This is a genomic window from Flexivirga sp. (assembly GCF_035551235.1).
GTDB lineage: Bacteria > Actinomycetota > Actinomycetes > Actinomycetales > Dermatophilaceae > Flexivirga.
In genome coordinates, this window is the sequence record NZ_DASZNO010000003.1 from 18,301 (window position 1) to 38,722 (window position 20,422).

16 protein-coding genes are annotated in these 20,422 nt (G+C 66.1%); 8 read left to right on the plus strand and 8 right to left on the minus strand.

Annotation, left to right across the window (positions count from 1 at the left end; translation table 11 throughout):
- The first annotated feature begins 205 nt into the window (after positions 1 to 205).
- The gene (locus tag VG502_RS00150; protein WP_325547567.1) at positions 206 to 580 is read left to right on the plus strand and encodes a nuclear transport factor 2 family protein; all 375 of its coding nucleotides are present in this window, start codon (positions 206 to 208) and stop codon (positions 578 to 580) included.
- A 94-nt stretch (positions 581 to 674) separates the two neighbouring features.
- The gene (locus VG502_RS00155) at positions 675 to 1,262 is read left to right on the plus strand and encodes a T6SS immunity protein Tdi1 domain-containing protein (RefSeq protein WP_325547569.1); all 588 of its coding nucleotides are present in this window, start codon (positions 675 to 677) and stop codon (positions 1,260 to 1,262) included.
- 152 nt (positions 1,263 to 1,414) lie between these two features.
- Here the strand turns inward: VG502_RS00155 and VG502_RS00160 are convergent, their stop codons facing one another.
- Positions 1,415 to 3,262 carry an NAD(P)/FAD-dependent oxidoreductase gene (locus tag VG502_RS00160; protein ID WP_325547571.1) on the minus strand — a complete coding sequence of 616 codons (1,848 nt, stop codon included), beginning with the start codon at positions 3,260 to 3,262 and terminating at the stop codon, positions 1,415 to 1,417.
- A gap of 114 nt (positions 3,263 to 3,376) precedes the next feature.
- Here VG502_RS00160 and VG502_RS00165 point away from each other — a divergent pair, with 114 nt between their 5' ends.
- Positions 3,377 to 4,561 (plus strand): sigma-54-dependent transcriptional regulator family protein, encoded by a 1,185-nt coding sequence (locus VG502_RS00165; RefSeq protein ID WP_325547572.1) that lies wholly within the window; start codon positions 3,377 to 3,379, stop codon positions 4,559 to 4,561.
- Here VG502_RS00165 and VG502_RS00170 read toward each other — a convergent pair whose 3' ends face one another.
- The 3 genes from VG502_RS00170 to VG502_RS00180 are packed head-to-tail and all read right to left on the minus strand — an operon-like array spanning position 4,562 to position 8,576.
- Positions 4,562 to 5,590 carry a TIGR03842 family LLM class F420-dependent oxidoreductase gene (locus VG502_RS00170; RefSeq protein ID WP_325547574.1) on the minus strand — a complete coding sequence of 343 codons (1,029 nt, stop codon included), beginning with the start codon at positions 5,588 to 5,590 and terminating at the stop codon, positions 4,562 to 4,564.
- Positions 5,590 to 6,990: a dihydropyrimidinase gene (hydA, locus tag VG502_RS00175; RefSeq protein ID WP_325547576.1), complete on the minus strand. Its 1,401-nt coding sequence runs from the start codon at positions 6,988 to 6,990 to the stop codon at positions 5,590 to 5,592. The genes VG502_RS00170 and hydA overlap by 1 nt, the downstream gene beginning before the upstream one ends.
- The gene (locus tag VG502_RS00180) at positions 6,987 to 8,576 is read right to left on the minus strand and encodes an NCS1 family nucleobase:cation symporter-1 (protein WP_325547578.1); all 1,590 of its coding nucleotides are present in this window, start codon (positions 8,574 to 8,576) and stop codon (positions 6,987 to 6,989) included. The genes hydA and VG502_RS00180 overlap by 4 nt, the downstream gene beginning before the upstream one ends.
- 232 nt (positions 8,577 to 8,808) lie before the next feature.
- Between VG502_RS00180 and VG502_RS00185 the strand changes: the two genes are divergently transcribed.
- Complete coding sequence (locus VG502_RS00185) at positions 8,809 to 10,377, plus strand: PucR family transcriptional regulator (RefSeq protein WP_325547580.1); 1,569 nt, start codon at positions 8,809 to 8,811, stop codon at positions 10,375 to 10,377.
- A gap of 70 nt (positions 10,378 to 10,447) precedes the next feature.
- Here the strand turns inward: VG502_RS00185 and VG502_RS00190 are convergent, their stop codons facing one another.
- Positions 10,448 to 11,290, minus strand: coding sequence for a nitrilase-related carbon-nitrogen hydrolase (locus VG502_RS00190; protein WP_325547582.1), 843 nt, complete (start codon positions 11,288 to 11,290; stop codon positions 10,448 to 10,450).
- A 335-nt stretch (positions 11,291 to 11,625) separates the two neighbouring features.
- Here VG502_RS00190 and VG502_RS00195 point away from each other — a divergent pair, with 335 nt between their 5' ends.
- Entirely contained in the window at positions 11,626 to 13,188 is a 1,563-nt protein-coding gene (locus tag VG502_RS00195) for an HNH endonuclease signature motif containing protein (protein WP_325547584.1), read from the plus strand.
- A gap of 130 nt (positions 13,189 to 13,318) precedes the next feature.
- Entirely contained in the window at positions 13,319 to 14,077 is a 759-nt protein-coding gene (locus VG502_RS00200) for a phosphotransferase (protein WP_325547586.1), read from the plus strand.
- Between the two features lie 82 nt (positions 14,078 to 14,159).
- On the opposite strand, the gene VG502_RS00205 is transcribed toward VG502_RS00200, so the two are convergent.
- On the minus strand, positions 14,160 to 14,609 hold the full coding sequence (locus VG502_RS00205; RefSeq protein WP_325547587.1) for a GNAT family N-acetyltransferase: 450 nt from the start codon (positions 14,607 to 14,609) through the stop codon (positions 14,160 to 14,162).
- Positions 14,610 to 14,948: 339 nt separating this feature from the next.
- Here VG502_RS00205 and VG502_RS00210 point away from each other — a divergent pair, with 339 nt between their 5' ends.
- Entirely contained in the window at positions 14,949 to 15,434 is a 486-nt protein-coding gene (locus VG502_RS00210; RefSeq protein WP_325547589.1) for a hypothetical protein, read from the plus strand.
- Positions 15,435 to 15,545: 111 nt separating this feature from the next.
- On the opposite strand, the gene VG502_RS00215 is transcribed toward VG502_RS00210, so the two are convergent.
- The gene (locus tag VG502_RS00215) at positions 15,546 to 15,968 is read right to left on the minus strand and encodes a hypothetical protein (RefSeq protein ID WP_325547591.1); all 423 of its coding nucleotides are present in this window, start codon (positions 15,966 to 15,968) and stop codon (positions 15,546 to 15,548) included.
- The gene (locus VG502_RS00220) at positions 15,965 to 16,399 is read right to left on the minus strand and encodes a hypothetical protein (protein ID WP_325547593.1); all 435 of its coding nucleotides are present in this window, start codon (positions 16,397 to 16,399) and stop codon (positions 15,965 to 15,967) included. The genes VG502_RS00215 and VG502_RS00220 overlap by 4 nt, the downstream gene beginning before the upstream one ends.
- A 573-nt stretch (positions 16,400 to 16,972) precedes the next feature.
- Between VG502_RS00220 and ileS the strand changes: the two genes are divergently transcribed.
- The gene (ileS, locus tag VG502_RS00225; RefSeq protein ID WP_325547595.1) at positions 16,973 to 20,416 is read left to right on the plus strand and encodes an isoleucine--tRNA ligase; all 3,444 of its coding nucleotides are present in this window, start codon (positions 16,973 to 16,975) and stop codon (positions 20,414 to 20,416) included.
- Positions 20,417 to 20,422: the final 6 nt, after the last annotated feature.

Consider the following 20,422-nt stretch of genomic DNA (forward strand, 5'->3'; position numbering starts at 1 on the left):
GTCGCGTGTACGCCAACCGAGGCTCATCTCAGTGGTCTCCTTTGCGGGTCGACCGAACCTTCGCACACTTCCACGCGTGTGTGCGTGCGTGCGACCTGCGAGATGTTACCGAGAAGTACTGCAACGGTCAGTGGTCGTCTCGCCGTACATGTCGGGTCGGAGCACGGAGTACATCAGCAGGATTTCGGCTGCTTAGGGTGCAGGCATGGCAACCGACGATGCGAGGGCCGTGTTGGAAGCACACGTGGCTGCGTTCAACGACCGCGACGTGCGGGGGCTGTTGGACGGCTTCACCGAGGACGCCGAGTGGGTGACCGGGCATTACCGGTGTGCGGGGCGTACAGAGCTGGAAGAGCTGTTCACCGGTGCGTTCGCGGCGATAGCTCCGCGGCTGGGGATAGTGCGTGTCGTCGGTGGCCACGGCGTGGTGGCTGCCGAACTCGTCGAGGACATGACGATCGACGGCCGGCCCGTGCGGGCGCCGATCGCCGGCTTTTACACGGTGCGTGACGGCCTGATCGTGGGCGCCAAGATCTACCGCGAGGGCAGCGCCGACATACCCGATGGGGGTGGGGCGTGAGCGACGGCACGTCGGGGCAATACCGCATGTTGGCGCCAACGGGCGCTAACGTCGGGTTACGAATCAGGAACACCGGATCACTGGGGAGTGAGTAATGCCCGACACCACTACGGTGCAGCCGTTCATCGACACCTTCCCGCCGGACGCCGGCACACGTGTCCCGGACGAGGAGTTCATCACCTATGGCGAGGGGCAGCTTCCACCGGCGTTGATCCAGTTGTGGCGCACCCACGGTCTTGGTTGGTATGGCGGGGGACGTGTCGCGCTCGTCGACCCGGGCACCTGGATGCCGGTGTTGCAGACGTGGTTCGGGTCCGGCGTGACCAGCGTGCCGTTCGCGGTGACCAGCTTCGGGCACATCTACCACTTCGACCGCGTCGGTGGCCGGGACCGCATCCAGTGCCTCGACCCGCACTTCCAGCACAACGCGATCGTCTCGGAGGACGGCACGGCGTTCTTCACCGAGCACCTGACCGGCTCGACGTCGCACCTGGCCGACCTGCGTGACCTGCACAAGGCTGCCCGTGACGCACAGGGCGACCTCGCCACGGACGAGGTCTACTACTTCGAGCCGATCCTCGCGCTCGGTGGCCAGGTCAACCTGGACAACCTGCAGAAGGGCAACGGACCCGAGCACGTGAGCGACATACACCGGCAGATCGCGGCGCGCCAGCCGCGCTGACGCACCGGACGATCAGTTCCGGCAGGCGTCGGGCGAGGAGAACGTCACTGAACGACAGGCGGACGGCCGCGGAGACGACGACCAAGGAGGCGCTGGGACGCAAGCGAACTTGTTCGCTGCGTCCCAGCGCCTCCTTGCGAGGAGTCGGAGCATCAGGCGACGTGATGGACCTCCTGCAGGCCGTAGACCGGGGTCGGGATGCCCTCGTAGCGCGCCTTGAGCTGCAGCGCCAGGTAGAGCGAGTAGTGCCGTGACTGGTGCAGGTTGCCGCCGTGGAACCACAGCGCCTCCTGCTGGGTCGGCTTCCACATGTTGCGCTGCTCGCCCTCCCAGGGTCCCGGGTCCTTGGTGGTGTCGGAGCCGAGGCCCCAGACCTTGCCGACCTTGTCGGCGGTCTCCTGGTCGATGATGTCGGCGACCCAGCCGTTCATCGAGCCGTAACCGGTGGCGTAGACGACGAGGTCGGCCGGGAGCTCGGTGCCGTCCTCCAGGATCACGGAGTTCTTCGTCAGGTGGTCGACGTTGCCGTGGGCGAGCTTGACCTTGCCGTCACACACCAGCTCGGCAGCGCCCACGTCGATGTAGTAGCCGGACCCGCGTCGCAGGTACTTCATGAACAGCCCGGACCCGTCGTCGCCCCAATCGTGTTGGAAACCAACCTTTTCCAGCCGGTCGTAGAAATCCTTGTCGCGCTCGGCCATCTGCTCGTAGAGCGGGATCTGAAACTCGTGCATGATCCGGTAGGGGAGCGAGGCGAAGATCATGTCCGCCTTGTCGGTCGTCACACCGTTCGCGACCGCACGCTCGGAGTAGAGGTCGCCGAGGCCGATGTCCATCAGTGACGCGGACTTCACGATGTGGGTCGACGAGCGCTGCACCATCGTCACATCGGCGTCGTGTTCCCAGAGCGCTCCGCAGATGTCGTGCGCGGAGTTGTTGGAGCCGATGACCACGACCTTCTTGCCGGTGTAGGCCTCCGGACCGGGGTGCTGGCTGGAGTGCTGCTGCTCGCCCTCGAACACGTCCATGCCGGGGAAGATCGGCAGGTTGGGCTTGCCCGACATACCCGTCGCGAAAACGAGTTGCTTCGGCTCCAGGACGACCTCTTCGCCGTCCCTGTCGACCACGACGCGCCAGGTCTTGCTGTCCTCGTCGTATGTCGCGGACGTGACCGACGAGCGCGACCAGTAGGGCACGTCCATGACACGCGTGTACATCTCCAGCCAGTCGCCGATCTTGTCCTTCGGGGCGAAAACCGGCCAGTTGGAAGGGAACTGGAGGTAGGGCAGGTGGTCGTACCAGACCGGGTCGTGCAGGCACAGGCTCTTGTAACGACCGCGCCACTGGTCCCCGGGCCGGTCGTGCTTGTCGATGACGACATGCGGCACCTTGAGCTGTCGCAGGCGGGCACCGAGGGCGATGCCACCCTGGCCGCCGCCGATGACCACGACATACGGCTGCGCGGTGCGGCCGAGGGACGACTCCTCGTCCTGTTTCTTCTCCAGCCAGGACTTCCGGCCACGGGCCAGTTCGTGCTCGACACCCTGCGGGCGGCGGGTGCCCTGGTCCTCCTCGTGGCCCTTCAGTTCGCGCAGGCTGGTGAGCAGCGTCCAGCCACGGGTCTCGCCGTCCTCCTCCTTCAGCCGCAGATGGCCCTTGGCGCGCCCGACTGCCGTCTCGAAGGTGATCCAGCACTCGATGACGCCGCCGGCCTCGGCCGGCTCCTCGCTGAGCGTCCAGTCGGTGGGGTCCGCCGCATCGAGCGTGTGCTGCAGCAGATCGCGTATGCCGTCGTGGCCCTCCACGGTCCGCAGGTTCCAGGTGAACGACACCAGATCACGCCAGAAGCTGCTCGTCGCGAACAGGCCTGCGGCCGTGTCCACGTCACGCGCACGCAACGCGGCATCGAAGTCGGTCAGCCAGGCCTCGGCGCGCTGCCGGGGAGAGGCGGTGGTGGTCGGGTCCGCAGCCACGGTCTGCGGGTCCAGTATGTCGGTCATCGCGCGTCCTTTCGTTGAGCGACTGTGACTCACAGCACACTCCGCGGCTAGGCTGATCGGAAGCGTTGCAACACGTTGCAATCTCTCCGAGCGACGCTGAAGGAGTTGCCCCTGGTGGCCGATTACAACGCGATCACCCCCGGGACCGATCTTGCTCGGTACGCGCGTGAGCTGATGCGCATGCACGAGACCCTGATCGGCGGTGGCCGGCCGGCCATGCAACCGCGCCCACTGGTGTCCCGGTCCTGGCAGCGCGTGCTCGGGTTCGGGCTCGTCCCGGATCGCTCCGGCGCCCGCGATCCCTTGCCGCTGGCGCGCGTCGAGCAACTGCGCGCGCAGTCGCCGTTGCGGCTGGTGATCGACGACCTGGCCAGGGTGATCTCCAGCGTCGCCGACGCGTCGCACTTCCTGATGGTGGTCACCAACGGCGACGGCGTCATCCTGTGGCGCAGAGGCGACTCACGGGTGCGGCGGCGGGCCGATGCGTTGGGCTTCAGCGAGGGTGCCCGGTGGACCGAGGGGGACGTCGGGACGAACGCGATCGGCACCGCGCTACAGGAGGCGAGCCCGGTCCAGCTCTTCTCCGGCGAGCACTTCGAGCAGGCCCAACACCCTTGGTATTGCACGGCTTTCCCGATCCACGACCCGCGCACGGGCGAGTTGCTGGGGATCGTCGACATCAGCGGCCCGGCGCTCACTCTGCATCCGGCGATCAGCGCGCTGGTGGAGACCGGGGTGCTGCTCGCCGAGTCTCTGCTGCGCCGGCATCACGAGGCGGCGTTGGAGCGCCTGCGGATCGCGGCCGAGCCGCTGGTGGCGGCTGCCGGCGGGCCGGCGCTGGTGGTGGATGACGCCGGGTGGGTCGCGCACAGCGCCGGTGTCAGCACCCGCGATCGGATCGCAGCGCCGCGGGAGGACAAGCCCCTCGCCGTCCCGGGGCTCGGCCTCTGCCTGCCCGAACGACTCGATGTCGGCTGGCTGGTCCGGCCCGCCGCCACCGAGCGCCGCATCACCGCGCACCTCGAGCTCGGCAGCAAGCCGGTCGTGGAGATCCGGGCGGATGCCGATCCCTGGCGGGTCGCCCTGTCACGCCGGCACGCGCAGATCCTGCAGCGGCTCGCGACGGCGGGGCGGGAGGGCCTGACGCCATACGACCTGAGTGTGGAGCTGTTCGGCGACGGCGAGCACCTCGTCGCGGCGCGCGCGGAGGTGTCGCGGCTGCGCCGCACCCTCGGCGCCATCGTCGATGGCAGCCCTTACCGGATCGCCGACGGTGTGCAACTCACCGTCGGTATGTAGTCAGGAACGCGCGTCCGTCGCGACGTTCACCTGGGGTATGACGTGATCGGCGTATGACGCGAGCGTGTGCTCCTTGTCGTCGTGCTGCAGGTAGACGGAGAACTGATCGACGCCGAGGTCGCGCAGTTCCTCGATGCGCTTGATGTGCTCCTCCGGCGGCCCGATGATGCAGAACCGGTCGACGATCTCGTCCGGCACGAACTCGGTGTGCGTGTTGCCGGCCCGGCCGTGCTGGTTGTAGTCGTAGCCCTTCCGGCCGGCGATGTAATCGGTCAATGCCGCTGGCACACCGGAGGATTCGCCATACCGACTGACGATGTCGGCCACGTGATTGCCGACCATGCCGCCGAACCAGCGGCACTGGTCGCGCGCATGCGCAGCCGCCTCGGCGGTGCCGTCGGTGATGTATGCCGGAGCCGCCACACAGATCGTGATGGAGTCCGGATCGCGACCCGCGGCACTGGCGGCGGCTCGCACCGCGCCGACCATCCATGCGGTGATCTGCGGATCGGCCAACTGCAGGATGTAACCGTCCGCCACCTCACCGGTCAGTTGGAGTGCCTTCGGCCCGTACGCCGCCGTCCAGACCTCGAGTCGCGACGCGCTCGCCCACGGCAATCGCAGTGTCGCGCCGTTGTATTCGACCGCTTCGCCGGACGCCATACCGCGGATGACGCCGACCGCGTCACGCAACGCGGCCAGCGTGCTCGGGCGGCCGCCCTCGACCCGCACCGCGGAGTCGCCCCGCCCGATGCCGCAGACGGTGCGGTTGCCGTACATCTCGTTGAGGGTGGCGAACAGGGACGCCGTGACGGTCCAGTCGCGGGTCGTGGGGTTGGTGACCATCGGACCCACGACGACGCGTCGCGTGCGGTCCAGGATCTGGCCGTAGATCGGGTAGGGGTCCTGCCACAGGATGTGACTGTCGAAGGTCCACACGTAGTCGAACCCGCACCGGTCGGCTTGCACCGCGAGATCGACCACCCGTGCCGACGGGGGAGTGGTCTGCAGAACGACGCCGAAGTCCATCAGATGAGGTACTGCGACAGGGAGCGCTTGATGAACTGGCCGCGACCGGGCTTGCCGGTGAATTCGCCTGCATTCAGCACGATTTCGCCTCTCGACAACACTGTTTCCACCTTCCCGGTGAACTCCCACCCCTCGTAGACCGAGTAGTCGACGTTCATGTGATGGGTCTTGGCCGACACGGTCTGGGTGGCCTTCGGGTCGTAGAGGACGATGTCGGCGTCGGACCCGGGAGCGATGACACCCTTCTTGGGGTACATGCCGAACATCCGCGCCGGCGTCGCCGCGGAGATCTCGACCCAGCGGGCCAGGCTGATCTCGCCCTTGGTGACGCCCATGTGCAACAGGTCCATCCGGTGCTCGATACCCGGCAATCCGTTGGGTATGGCGCGGAAGTCGTCCTTCCCCAGCTGTTTGTCGGGGACGAAACAGAACGGGCAGTGATCGGTGGCGACCACCGACAGGTCGTTCGTGCGCAGGCCGCGCCAGAGTTTGGCCTGCTCCTCCTGCGGGCGCAGCGCCGGCGTGCAGACATACTTGGCGCCCTCGAAATCCGGTCGTGCCAGATCGGATTCGTCGAGGAACAGGTATTGCGGGCAGGTCTCCCCGAAGACGTTCCGGCCGGCGTCGCGCGCCTCCGTCACCACATCGACGGCGGCGCCGCTCGACAGGTGGACGAAGTAGAGCGGGGCGCCGGTGACGTCGGCCATCTGCGTGGCCCGGTTGACCGCCTCCGCCTCCAGGGCGATCGGTCGGGTCAGTCCGTGATACTTCGGCTCGGTGTGACCGTCCGCGATCGCGCGCTGCACGATCTGGTCGATGGCGGTGCCGTTCTCGGCGTGCATCATGATCGTCGCGCCGTTGTCGCTCGCGCGATACATGGCCTGGATGATCTGGTCGTCGGTGGACAGGAAGACGCCGGGGTAGGCCATGAAGAGCTTGAAACTCGTCACGCCCTGGTCGACCAGACCGTCCATCTCCTTCAGCGACGTCTCGTTGACGTCGGCGAGGATCGCGTGGAATCCGTAGTCGATGCAGGCTTTTCCCTCGGCCTTCGCGTGCCAGGTGTCCACGGCCTCCTGCAGGGAGCCGCCCTTCTTCTGCACCGGGAAGTCGACGATCGTGGTCGTGCCGCCCCAGGCGGCTGCGCGGGTGCCGGTCTCGAAATCGTCGACGCTGAACGTGCCACCGAACGGCATGTCCATGTGGGTGTGCACGTCGATCCCGCCCGGCAACACGTATTTGCCGGTCGCGTCGATCGTGCGGTCAGCCGCGATCCCGAGGATCCCCGCCGCGCCGGGCGCGAGCACCGCCGAGACGGTCTCCCCGTCGATCAGCACGTCGGCGGACGCGGCGCCCTGTGGTGAGACGACCTTGCCGCCGGTGATGAGTGTTGTCGTCATACTGTGACTCCTTCGTCCTCGGGTTCTTGAGCCGAATCGTCATACGTGACAGGTGCTTTCAGCAGTTTCATCAGGACCGTGTGTATGACGGCGCCGGCGACGAGACCGATGATCCAACCGTAGTCCGCCAAGGGCTTGAGGAAGGGGATCATTCCGTCAACGGGGAAGGGTCCGGTCTTGTTGCCCTTGGCGTCGACGCCCGAGTAGGACCCGCCGCCGGCCAGGATGGCCGCGACCGCGAAGGACCCGACCGCGATCCAGTTCCAGCCGCCGCGGTACCAGTAGAGGCCCCGGCCGCGCGTGTAGAGGTCACGCACGACCAGCTTCGTGCGCCGTACGAACCAGTAGTCGGCGAGCAGGATTCCGGCCACCGGGCCGAGGATCGCACCGACGAAGTTGAGCCAGGTGAAGATGTAGATGTTCGGGTCCGACACCAGCTTCCACGGCATGATCAGCACCGACAGCACACAGGTGATCAGGGCGCCGCGGCGGAAGTTGACGTGCTTCGGGACGGCGTTGGCGAAGTCGTATGACGGACTGACCAGGTTGGCGGCGATGTTCACCGCGAGCGTGGCGACCATGACCGTGGCGAGCGCGAGCAGCGTCCCGACCCAGTTGTCGATGCGCGCCGCCAGCTTGATCGGGTCCCAGATGACCTCGCCGTAGACCTTCTCCGAGGCGGACGTGACGAACACCGACAGCAACGCGAAGAACGTCATGGTGGTCGGCAGGCCGTAGGTCTGGCCGAGCGCCTGCTGCTTCTGTGAACCACCGAACCGGGTGAAGTCGGAGATGTTCAGCGACAACGTCGCCCAGAAGCCGATCATCCCCATCAGGGACGGTCCGAACGCCTTCCAGAAATCGTGGCCGTGCAGCGTTCCCGGCTGGGAGAGGATGTCGCCGACACCGCCGGCCTTGCTCCACATGTAGATCAGCAGCGCGACCGCGGCGACGAGCACGACCGGAGCGGCCCAGTTCTCGAAGTGCTTCAACGTGTCGATGCCGCGGACGATGATCGCGATCTCGAGCAGCCAGAAGAGGATGAAGCTGAGCCACTGGGTCCAGGCGAAGTCGCCGATGTGACCGGCGTTCGCCCAGCTGTCCCCGAACATCTTGCCGGCGAGCAGGAAGATGCCCTCGCCGCCGATCCAGGTCTGCACGCCGAACCAGCACGTGGCGGCGAGCGCACGGATGAGTGCCGGCAGATTGGCGCCGAAGATGCCGAACGACGAGCGGGCGAGAACCGGGAACGGTATGCCGTACTTCGTGCCGCCGTGGCCGTTCAACAGGATCGGGATCAGCACGATCACGTTTGCCAGCAGAATGATGAAAACCGCTTGCTGCCAGGACATTCCGGCGGCAACCAGGCCGGACGCCAGCAGCCAGGACGGGATGTTGTGGCTCATGCCGACCCAGAGGGCGGTGTAGTTGTAGGTGTGCCAGTTGCGCTGCGCCACCGGCACCGGCACCAGGTCCTCATTGGCCAGCGATGGATCCGAGAGGACCCGCGTGTCCTGCAGTTCGACCCGCCCGTCGGCACTCGCCACTTGACCGTCGCGGGCAACTGGTGCGGACTCGATCGTCATACGCGGCTCCTCGGCAGAACGAACTGGAGAATGCCGGTCACAGTATCCGCGCTCGGAGCGCTCGAACTCGTTCACTGTGTCACGCATCACAGCTGCCGCGTTGCGTGTTGTATCGGCGTCTTTCGGCTGCATGCGAGCGACGGATCAGGGAGAGTGTCAGGGAGAGCAATGGGCAGAACCGGCTCTCCGGACGCAGCGCGACCATGACCAGTTCCGTCAGAGAGGCGGTCCGATGCAGTTGATGACCCTGGCCGAGGTGATCGAGCTCGCGGCCAGCCGCGAGGGCCAGCCGGAGGTGCTGCACGGTCACGAGCACCTCTCGGATCCGGTCCGCTGGTGTCACGTGGGCGAGGTGCCGGACATCGGCACGATGCTCACCGGCGGCGAAGTGGTGCTGACCACCGGTGTCATGCTGGCCGAGGAGCGCGATCAGATCGAGTATGTCGAGAAGATCGCCGAGGCCGGTGCGACCGCGGTCTTCCTCGGCATCGGCCGTGCCTTCGACGACGTGCCACGCGCCATGCTCAAGGCCTGCCGCTCCGCGGATCTGCCGTTGATCGTCATGTGGCGTCCGGTCGCGTTCGTCACGATCACCGAGCAGGTGCAGACCACCATCCTGGCCCGCACGACGAGTCGCTCCACCATTTCCGAGAACGTGCGGGACACGTTGCACCAGTTGACGATTCAACGTGCTCCGATGCAATCGCTGGTCGACGAGCTCGCCGGACTCGCCGGGTGCCCGGTGGTCGTGGAGAACACCGCCCGGCAGGTGCAGCTCGCCGCCGGCGAGGCGGGCCTGCGCGAGGTGCTGCGCGACTGGACCCGCTTGTCGCAGTATGTGTCCCGGTTCGCCGGGGACGACGACGTGCACATCACGCCGGACGGGATCGTCGCGGCGACCCTGACACAGGAGGGACGACCGTGGGGCACGCTGATCCTGTTCGCCCACGGTGAGCCCGCTGAACGCTCGGAGGTCGTGGCACGGCGCGGGGTCGAAGCGCTCAATCTGCACAAGCTCGTCGCGCCCAGCGGTGGCGACTGGCAGCGTGAGGCACAGGAGGTGCTGCTGACCGACCTGCTCGGCGGGCACGGCGGCGCAGACCTGTTGGAGTTGCGAGCCCGGGCGTCGGGGTTCCGGGTGCGGCACTGCCGGTTGACACCGCTGGTGGTCCGCTTGGGCAGGAACGAGCGCCAGTGCGCGATGTTGCTGGAACAGGTCCGGTCCGTCGCGGGCCGGTGTGGCGTCGGTGCACTGCTCGGCCCCATCGAGCACGGCACCGTGCGGATGCTCGTCTCGAGCAGTCAGTCCGACGACCCGATCCGCAGGGTCGACGAATTCGCCGAGCAGCTGGCCGCCGAGTCCGACTGCCGGATCGAACTCATCGCGGCCGGACCCGTCGTCGACGGGTTGAGTGGGCTCGGGCGGTCGTTCGCCCGGGCCCGGCAGACCCTACGGGCGGCCGCGCGCGTCGGCTGGCAGGACAGCGTCGTGGTCCGGCTCGCCGATCTGCGATTGCCCGGTCTGGTCGAGGCGCTCGCGGCCAGTCACGACGTGCAGGATTTCGTCGACCGGGAACTCGGACCGCTGCTGGACAGCCCGGACCTCATCGACCTGTTGGAGACCTTCATCGCCAACGGTCTGAACAAGTCGTCGACCGCGCAAGCGCACCACCTGTCCCGGCCGGCGGTCTATCGCCGGCTCGAGCAGATCACCGAGCGGCTCGGTATCGACCTGGACGACGTACGTGCGGTTGCCGGGCTGTATGTCGCCCTGCTCGCGTTGCGCGCACGGGGTCAGTGACCCACAAGCTGGTCGAGTAGCCGGTGAGGAACGAGCCGGCGTATCGAGACCCGCGCCCTCCCCATACGCCTCACTTCTCCGTGATCGAGGTGTACGTGTCCGGCCGGCGGTCGCGGTAGAACGCCCAGGTCGCGCGCTGCTCCCGGATGGCATCGAGGTCCAGGTCGCGCACGACCAGCTCCTCGACCTGATCGGAGGCGACGTCACCGACGAACGCACCACGCGGGTCGGCGAAGTATGACGTGCCGTAGAAATCGTCGTCCCCGAGCGGCTCGATGCCGACCCGGTTGAGCGCACCGACGTAGTACATGTTCGCCGCCGCGGCTGCGGTCTGCTCCAGCTTCCACAGGTGGTTCGAGAGCCCGCGGGAAGTGGCCGACGGGTTGAAGACGATCTCCGCGCCGGCCAGCCCGAGGCCACGCCAACCCTCGGGGAAATGCCGGTCGTAGCAGATGTAGACGCCGACCTTGCCGACCGCGGTTTCGAAGACCGGCCAGCCGTCGTTCGCGCCGGGGCGGAAGTAGAACTTCTCCCAGAACCCGTGCAGCTGCGGGATGTGCGTCTTGCGGTACTTGCCGAGGTACTTCCCGTCCGCGTCGATCACCGCGGCGGCGTTGAACAGGACACCGGGCTGCACCTCCTCGTAGATCGGCAGGATCATCACCTGGCCGGTCTCCTTGGCGATCGAGCTGAAGCGTTGCACGATCGGGCCGTCCGGGATCGCCTCGGCATACTCGTACCAGGCCTTGTCCTGGACCTGTGCGAAGAACGGGCCCATGAACAGCTCCTGGAAGCAGATCACCTGGCTGCCCTGCTGAGCCGCGGTGTGCGCGATCTCCTCGTGGGCATCGAGCATCTTGTCCTTGTCTCCGCGCCAATGAGTCTGGAACAGAGCGGCTTTGACGGTGGTCATCGAGTTGCCTCCACGGTCGCTGGGACGGCTGGTCGCCGGAACGGTGATGGCACTGACGCTAGACCGGCGTGCTCACGTCGCGCCCCGTCGCGATGTCACGAGAATGTCCGCCGGTGTTACACCGTGTCGAGAGTGCCCTCAGCCATGCCGACCCGGGACGAGCGACCGTCTCGAGGTCGCGCGTGCTCTTCGAGCGCCCGGTCCCCGCGCCCCAACCACTGAGGTCGGCGGTACGGATTACCCGAAATGTGTTCGATGAAATGCTAGCCGTTGTCAGTGCCCTCCAGTAAGCTGTCACCAGACGAAAAACCAACTAGGAGAACGGGGTTCGCGTCATGATCACTGATCCGGGCATGACGTATGACGCCCCCGCTGCGCCCGGTCGCGGACCGGAACTGTTGGCCGCTGCACAGACCTTCCTGGGGTTGCTGGACGAAGTCCCCGGTGCGCTGCGCCAACTCGGTCAGGATCAGCAGAGCCAGATGATGTCGGCCTTGTTGACGTTGCATGGCCGGTCGGCTCAGCTGGCCACTCTCCAAGCCGCTGTCGCCGTCGACGAAGGTGCCGTAGCCGGGTCCAACGCCGCGAGCACCGGTCAATGGATCACCCAGCACCTCGACCAGGTCCCGATCGAACCGAAGACCATCCGTGCCATGGCTTCGGTGGCCGACGCCTGCCGGGAACGCAAGAACCACGTGATCACGGCCGCGCTCGTCGACGGGTCCTGCTCGATCGAGTCCGCCCGCACCGCACTCACCCAGGCGAACAAGGTCGCACCCGTCATACCCACCGCCGGCCGGGACGAGATCCTCGGCTGGTTCCTGCAAGTCGATCCGACCCTGGGCACCGACGGGCTGACCAAACTCACCCGGGCGATCATCGACCGGTTCGACCCGGACCGACTGTCCACGGACGACGAGAAACTCGAGAAGACCGAGTCGCTGACCTGGTCCACGACCGCCACCGGCATGACCAAACTGGTGGCCGAGTTGTCGCCGGCGAACGCGGCGATCCTGAAAGAAGCGATCAACGCCACATCCGCACCACAACCGACGAAGCCCACCGACAAGCCCACCGACAAACTCGCGAAGGGTGGTCGAGTGCCGGGGGAGCGCAGCGGAGCAGGTGTATCGAGACCAGGCGTATCGAGACCAGGTGTATCGAGACCAGGTGTATCGACGGGTGCAGCATTCGGACTCGGCAACGACCTCGGCAACGACCTCGGCGATGACCTCGGCGATGACCACGGCGCACACGAAGCCGACGCACCCGAGAACTCCGCGAACTCCGCGAACTCCGAGAACTCCGAGAACTCCGAGAACTCCGAGAAGTCGGCCGAGTCGGTGCGTGATGAGCGGACTCCGGGCAAACGCCGGTTGGATGCGCTGATGGACTTGGTCGGCGCTGGAGCACGGACCGCCAAGGGGGATGGCGTCCAAGCCGGTGCCGCGACGGTGCTGCTGACGATGGGTTTGCAGGACCTCCGGGCCGGGCGCGGGGCGACCACCAGCACCGGCGACCTCGTCGACGCCGGCGCCGCCCGCCGGTTCGCGTGTGCCGCCGACCTCATCCCCGCAGTCCTGGGCGGGCCGAGCCAACCGTTGGACGTCGGACGCCGAGAACGATTGGCCACCAAAGCGATCCGAGCCGGCGCAATCCTGCGCGACGGCGGCTGCACGTTCCCCGGCTGTGACCGGCCACCGGGTTTCTGCGAAACCCACCACGTTCAACCCTGGTGGGCCGGCGGCCCAACCTCACTGATCAACTCGGCCCTCCTGTGCGGCCGGCATCACCAGGTCGTGCACCGCCAGGGCTACACCGCCACCATCGACGCCGACGGCGTGCACTGGGACCTGACACCCGGACTCATGCAAGGCCACCACACCGCAGCAGCCTGACGACACCCGGCAGAACCGGACCCATCAAGCTGCCCGAATGCCGATCGTCATACGGGCCTCCCATCACGTGGATTGAGTGTGAGCAATCTGAGCGCTGTTCCGAACCAAGTCCCTGCCTAGAGTGGGCAGCATGCATGAGGGTGAGCAACCGCTGACCGGCGGTAACGCGACTCCCGGTGGGGCCGTCCGTCATGGCGACACCGTTCGCAAACCATGGCTCGCTAGCACCGACCTGGTCCGTGGATACATGAGCGAGCTGGCTGATCGCGCAGTACCCGTGCCGCGACATTTTGGCTGTGATGACCGCGGCCGTCAGGTGATCGAGTTCATCCCTGGCACGCTTGCTCACGATCATGGCCCGTTGAACGATGACCAACTCATCGCAGTCGGACAGCTCATTCGCCGGATCCACGACGCCAGCGAATCCGTACCGGTTGTCGGTGGCGAATGGGTGCTGATCCCATCTCCGAAACCACCGAACCTGTTGTGTCACAACGACCTAGCGCCCTGGAACCTCGTGCTGAACGGTGACAGCATGACGTTCATCGACTGGGACGGCGCCGGCCCGAGCACCCGCGAATGGGATCTGGCATACGCCGCACAGTCGTTCGCCGGCATCGACCCATCCGCACCACCTGAGATCGCCGGGAGACGGCTGCGCTGCGTCCTTGACGGGTACGCGCCCAGCGACCAGCTCCGACAAGCACTCTCCGACGCCATCGTCCAGCGAACCAAGGCGATGCACGACTTGCTCCGGATGTCTGCCAAGACCGGGCGGCAACCTTGGTGCGCCATGTTTGCCTCCGGCCACGGCGCGTACTGGTCGGCCGCCGCTGACTACGCCGCCAAATACATCTCGGAGTGGCGCCGGGCAAGCAGGATCGAATAGCCCAACATGCCCGAGTAGCGATCGGCGTGCGGCGGACGCAGCTGGCAAAGAAGCCTGCCCGCATCCGCCGCACGTCGCTGGACTACACCGCCTTCGCGTAATCCACGACTGGCCAGCCAACGAATCCGAGCGATTCGTACAGCCGTCTCGCCGGTGCGTGGAAGGCGTCTCCGCCAGTGCCGATATGAACAACCGCCGCGCCGTGCCGTCTCAACTCTTCGACCGCGCGGCGGCACAGGGCTGTGGCTACCCCACGTCGTTGCGCGTTCGGGTGAACGGCGACCATTTCGAGGCGACCTGATCGGTTGTCGTCGAGCTGCCAGCCGACATACCCGAGGATCTGCCCCTCCTCTTCGGCGACGATGACGAACTTGTCGTTACCTGGATCGTGCAGTGTTGGCACCTCGTGCCGGTAGTCGTTCTGCCAGTCGCCGTGGTCGTGTGCGAAGACTCCGGGGCCGAGGAGATCAGGGAGGTCGTCTTCGAACAGCACGCGGAATGTCTCGATCGTGAGGTCGATCAGGGCAGGCAAGTCTGATGGATGAAACGTACGGATTTGCACTTGAGCATGTCCTTCGTGAGCAGGAGAGCAAAGCTGCCGGACCCCTGATGGTCGGGCAGCGCGTCTGCGGCCAGGAAGGCCGCGTGCTCAGTCGCGGGTACGGCCGCTCGCGAAACATGCGTATTGCATGGGGGTGAAGGTACCTCTGATCGCTGCGATGGGCACTTGATTTATCTCGTAGCGCGCCCGGCAACCGTCTCCCTGGATCCACGCCTTACGAGCACAGACCTCCGCCGAACGGCCTGTCCCGCAAGACGATCGCCTACCGGACTGCGGATGGGGCTTTGTCAACTGCGGCATGCTTAGCCTGTGAGCAGTGACGCCGACGACCTTCAAGCTCGTCTCCGGCAGCTTGCTCTGCAAGTCGTAACCGCCGATGAGCAGACGATGCGTGTTCCGAAGATGCGTGACGCGATCGCCGTCGCGGTCGCTTTGCTGGCCACCGGTTCGGACACTCCGGCCACGGTGGAGGTCGCGCGCCTTCGCCCAGCTGCTTCATTCTGGGAGTCGCGGGCCATGCTGATTGACATGCTCATCGAGCAGGGCATGCCGATCCACGGGAGTGCCGACGATCCCTATTGGATCTGGATCGACGCCTTCGGGAACCGTCTGCTCACCATCGGTCAGTTTGAACTTTGGTTCTATGAACGCCTTCCAGCCTGGGAATCACAGGGGCCACTGGACCAACAGTTGGTGACGATGCTCGCCGAACGAGACAGCGAGACCGACCCGGGGCGCAAGTCCACCGTAGAGCGCCGGATGCGACAGGTCGCTCGACGGGCCCGACGTCACTGACCAGAACGGCGCGACTTGCCAAACATGCGGTGACCGAGGATTTGGCGCAGGAGCTCGATTGGCGATCGTGACGCGGGGGCGTTCGATGAATCCGTGGCGGGCCACGCTGCTTTAGATCAAGACGAGGAGCCCTCCCACGACCCCAACACCGGCTGCGACCACTCCGGAAATGCTCAGGATCCGTTTCCACTTGACAGTGTTTTTGACTGCCTCTCTTACGTCACCGGTGGTACTGAACGATTTCAGCGAGATACCTGTCGATTTGCCGATTAGCGCTGCCATCGCACCGAGGACCAGCGAAAGAAGGGGAAGTATGACGACGCCGGCCGGTGGTTGGCTGTCCTTCGGAGTCAAGACCGTGATCGCAGCACCATAGGCAGTCGCGAGAGCAAAGCAGGCAGTGACTATGGCCCCGCACGCATCATCAGCGGACTCGATCGCCTTCTCAATAGCCGCCTTGTGGGTGTCGATGAACACCTTCTGCTGCCAAGAGATGGGGGCGAGCTGAGGATCATCGCCGGGAGGGTCAATCATGACCTGGACTCCAGCAGTTTCCAGATGTGACCGCACGGCGTGCAGTAGACAATGACTCCGTCATCGCTCGACTCGCGAGCAAACGCGCTTTCGACCATCGCGAGTTGCTCGCGAGCAAAATATTGGCGAGCCTCGGCGTCACTCAAGTCCGCGATTGGACTTTCAGCCAGTCTGGCAGCGAGAACAAGATCGACCAACCTGTCGTAGGGGCTATCGGTTCGTTGGTAGCGATCGCCCAATGACTCAATGGCGGCGCCAAATTCGCGCGTGAGCTGTATAGCGTCATCGGCCGTGGAGGCGAAGTTGCCGTCCGGAAACATGCGTTCGGCGGCACGGGCAGTCACGACTGAGAGTTGGCCCTCCGTCACTACCAGCGCACGGCCCGGAATGGCGCATTCGCCGTCGTTTGCCCGGCACGGGATTGTTCCCATCGACCCAGTATCCCGCGACCGGGTCGTCGACGTGCAGCGACGAGGAAAACTCGGTGAACTCGGAGTACGTCGACTGGTCGGCCCACAGGACGTTCCTTGAGCGGTGACACTGCAGGTCAACGGGCGCCCTCGCCGTGCATGGCGACTCCCAGTCCCGTAAGAGCCGTCCGGACTCCTCGCCGGGACAGGGGCGTCTTGTGGCATCGACAGGCTCGACCTCGGGAGCAGGTTTGCGTGATGAACGATCCAGATCACTCAGCCAGGAGTTCGACCGTCTCGGCTCGGCTCCACGCGCCGATGGGTTCGGCGCGCAATCGAGTTGGAGACCTGCAGCGGGGGCGAATAGACTAGGTGCAGCAGCGTTCGAGCCGTCATCAGCGGCGAGCTTCCGGAAGAACAGCGCACGCGCTCAGTAGAACCGGACGGGACGAGCCCGTCACAGCTCATGCATGAGCGGTCGTATGACGAAACCCCTCCGTCATACGACAAGCGAGGTGGTACCGCGGTGTCGGCCCGACCGGGCAGGCGTCGTCCTCGAGCAGGACGAGCCGACCGCGAAGAGAGCTGCACCGCATGACCTACCCGAAGGTCGATCTGACCTCATCCGATCCGCATGGAGTTTCGTCGTCCGCGGACTTCCCGTCGATCGAGAAGGCCGTGCGGGAGTACTGGGACGCCGACGACACCTTCCGTGCCTCGGTCGAGCAGCGTGACGCGGGCGAGAACGGCAGCAACGAGTTCGTCTTCTATGACGGCCCGCCGTTCGCCAACGGCCTGCCGCACTACGGACACCTGCTCACCGGTTACGTCAAGGACCTGGTCCCGCGCTACCAGACGATGCGCGGCAAGCGCGTCGAGCGCCGCTTCGGCTGGGACACCCACGGGCTGCCCGCCGAGTTGGAGGCGATGAAGCAGCTCGGCCTGAAGACCAAGGACGAGATCCTCGAGATGGGGGTCGACAAGTTCAACGACGCCGCGCGCGCCTCGGTGCTGCGCTACACCGACGAGTGGCGTGAGTATGTCGAGCGGATGGGCCGCTGGGTCGACTTCGACAACGACTACAAGACGCTCAACCCCGACTTCATGGAGTCGGTCGTCTGGGCGTTCAAGCAGCTCTACGACAAGGGCCTGATCTACGAGGGCTTCCGCGTGCTGCCCTACTGCTGGAACGACGAGACGCCGCTGTCCAATCACGAGTTGCGCATGGACGAGGACGTCTACCAGATGCGGCAGGACCCGGCGGTGACCGTCGGATTGCGTTGCACCAGCAGCAAACTCGAGGCGCTGCAGGACGCGTTGTTCCTGGTGTGGACGACCACGCCGTGGACGCTGCCGGCCAACCTCGCGATCATGGTCGGACCCGACATCGACTACGTCGTGGTGGAGACCGACGTGCCGACCGGCACCGCCGAGCGCTACGTCATCGCGCACGCGCGGCTGGCGGCATACGCCAAGGACCTGTTCGGCGACGCCAAGGCCGACCCGGAGCCGTATGTCGTCGCGCGCCTGTCCGGTGCGGACCTGCTCGACTCGGTCTACGCCCCGCCGTTCAGCTACTACGAGGGGCACGAGAAGGCGTTCCGTGTCGTGCCCGCCGACTTCGTCACGACGACGGACGGCACCGGGCTGGTGCACACCGCCGGCGCCTTCGGTGAGGACGACATGGTCGTCACCGACCGCGAGGGCATCGTGCCGGTCATGCCGGTCGGCCCGGACGGCCGCTTCACCTACCCGGTCTCGGAGTACGAAGGCATGCTCGTCTTCGACGCCAACCCGCACATCATCGACGACCTCAAGGCAGCGACTCGCGACCTCGAGACGGCCTCCGCTAGCGCTCCGGCCTCCTCGGCCAGCTCGGTCATTCCGGCCTCCTCGGCTAGCGGCTCGTCCTACTCGACCCGCAGTAGCGTCACGCCGGGCACCGTGTTGCTGCGCCGCGAGACCTACGAGCACTCCTACCCGCACTGCTGGCGCTGCCGGAACCCGTTGATCTACAAGGCAGTCAGCTCCTGGTTCGTCAGTGTCACGGCGTTCAAGGACCGCATGCTGGCGCACAACCAGGAGATCAACTGGGTGCCCGGCAACGTCAAGGACGGGCAGTTCGGCACCTGGCTGGCCAACGCCCGCGACTGGTCGATCACCCGCAACCGCTTCTGGGGCAGCCCGGTGCCGGTGTGGAAGTCCGACAACCCCGAGTACCCGCGCGTCGACGTCTACGGATCCTTCGAGGAGCTCGAGCGCGACTTCGGGGTGAAGGTCGACGACCTGCACCGTCCCGGCATCGACCAACTGACCCGCCCGAATCCCGATGACCCGAGCGGGAATTCGACGATGCGGCGCGTCGAGGACGTGCTCGACGTGTGGTTCGACTCCGGGTCGATGCCCTACGGCCAGGTGCACTACCCCTTCGACAACGCCGAGTGGTTCGAGCACCACTTCCCGGCCGACTTCATCGTCGAATACATCGGCCAGACCCGCGGCTGGTTCTACATGCTGCACATCCTGTCCACCGCGCTTTTCGACAAACCGGCGTTCAAGAACGTCATCTGCCACGGCATCGTGCTGGGCAGCGACGGGCAGAAGATGTCCAAGTCGTTGCAGAACTACCCGGACGTGACCGAGGTCTTCGACCGCGATGGCGCGGACGCCATGCGGTGGTTCCTGATGAGCAGTCCGATCCTGCGCGGCGGCAACCTGGTCGTCACCGAGCAGGGCATTCGCGACGGTGTGCGGCAGGTGCTGCTGCCGCTGTGGAGCAGCTGGTACTTCTTCAGCCTCTACGCGAACGCGGCTGACACCGAAGGACATTGGCGCACCGACTCGACCAACGTGATGGACCGCTACGTGCTGGCCAAGACACGCGAACTGGTCGAGACCGTCCGGATGGACCTCGACGAGTTCAACGTTGCCGGTGCCTGCGATGCGGTGCAGAACTTCCTGGACGTGCTCACCAACTGGTACATCCGCCGATCCCGGGAGCGTTTTTGGGGGACCTCACCCCACGAAGTTCTCCGGTCGCAAGCTCCCTCCGATACTTCGCGGGGACCCCGAGAAACAGGCGGCGCCGACGGTGACACCCAAGCCGCGTTCGACACTCTCTACACCGTGCTGGAGACCGTATGCCGGGTCGCCGCTCCGCTGCTGCCCTTCGTCACCGAGCAGGTATGGCGGGGTCTGACCGGTGGTCGCTCGGTGCACCTGACCGACTGGCCGGACTCGACCGATCTGCCGGCCGACGACCGACTCGTCGCGGCGATGGACCGCACCCGCGCCATCTGCTCCACGACCCTGTCGGTGCGCAAGGCGCAGCAGCTGCGCGTCCGGCTGCCGCTGGCGACGCTGACCGTGGTGGTCAAGGACGCGGCAGCGCTGGGTGACTTCAGCGCGCTCGTCGCCGACGAGGTCAACGTCCGTGAGGTGCGGTTGGTCGACCTCGCCGAGGCGAGCGAGTCCGACTTCGGTATCGAGCAGAAGCTCACCGTCAACGCACGAGCGGCCGGCCCTCGGCTGGGCAAGGACGTGCAGCGGGCGATCAAGGGCAGCAAGTCCGGGGACTGGTCGGTGGCCGAGGACGGCACCGTCACCAGTGGCGGATTGGCCCTGCAGGAGGGCGAATTCAGCCTTGAGTCGGTCGTGACCGACCAGGCCCAGGCGCACCAGGTCGCCGCGATGCTGCCCGGTGGTGGCTTCGTGGTGCTCGACACCGACGTCACAGACGAGTTGCGCATCGAAGGCCTGGCCCGCGACATCATCCGTGCGGTCCAGCAGGCCCGCCGTGATGCCGGCCTGGAGGTCAGCGACCGGATCAGCCTGGGCGTCACCGGGGACGACGACGCCTGGCAGGCCACGGTCACCCACCAGCAGCTGATCATGCGTGAGACGCTGGCGGTGCAGTTCGGCTCCGCCGGCGCGGGTCACGAGCTGCCCGGTGCCGTCGACGCGGATCTCGGCGGCGGCAAGCACGTGGCGATCTCGGTGAAGCGTGTCGAGTCGGCGACAGAGGGGACAGCGCGATGAAGCCAA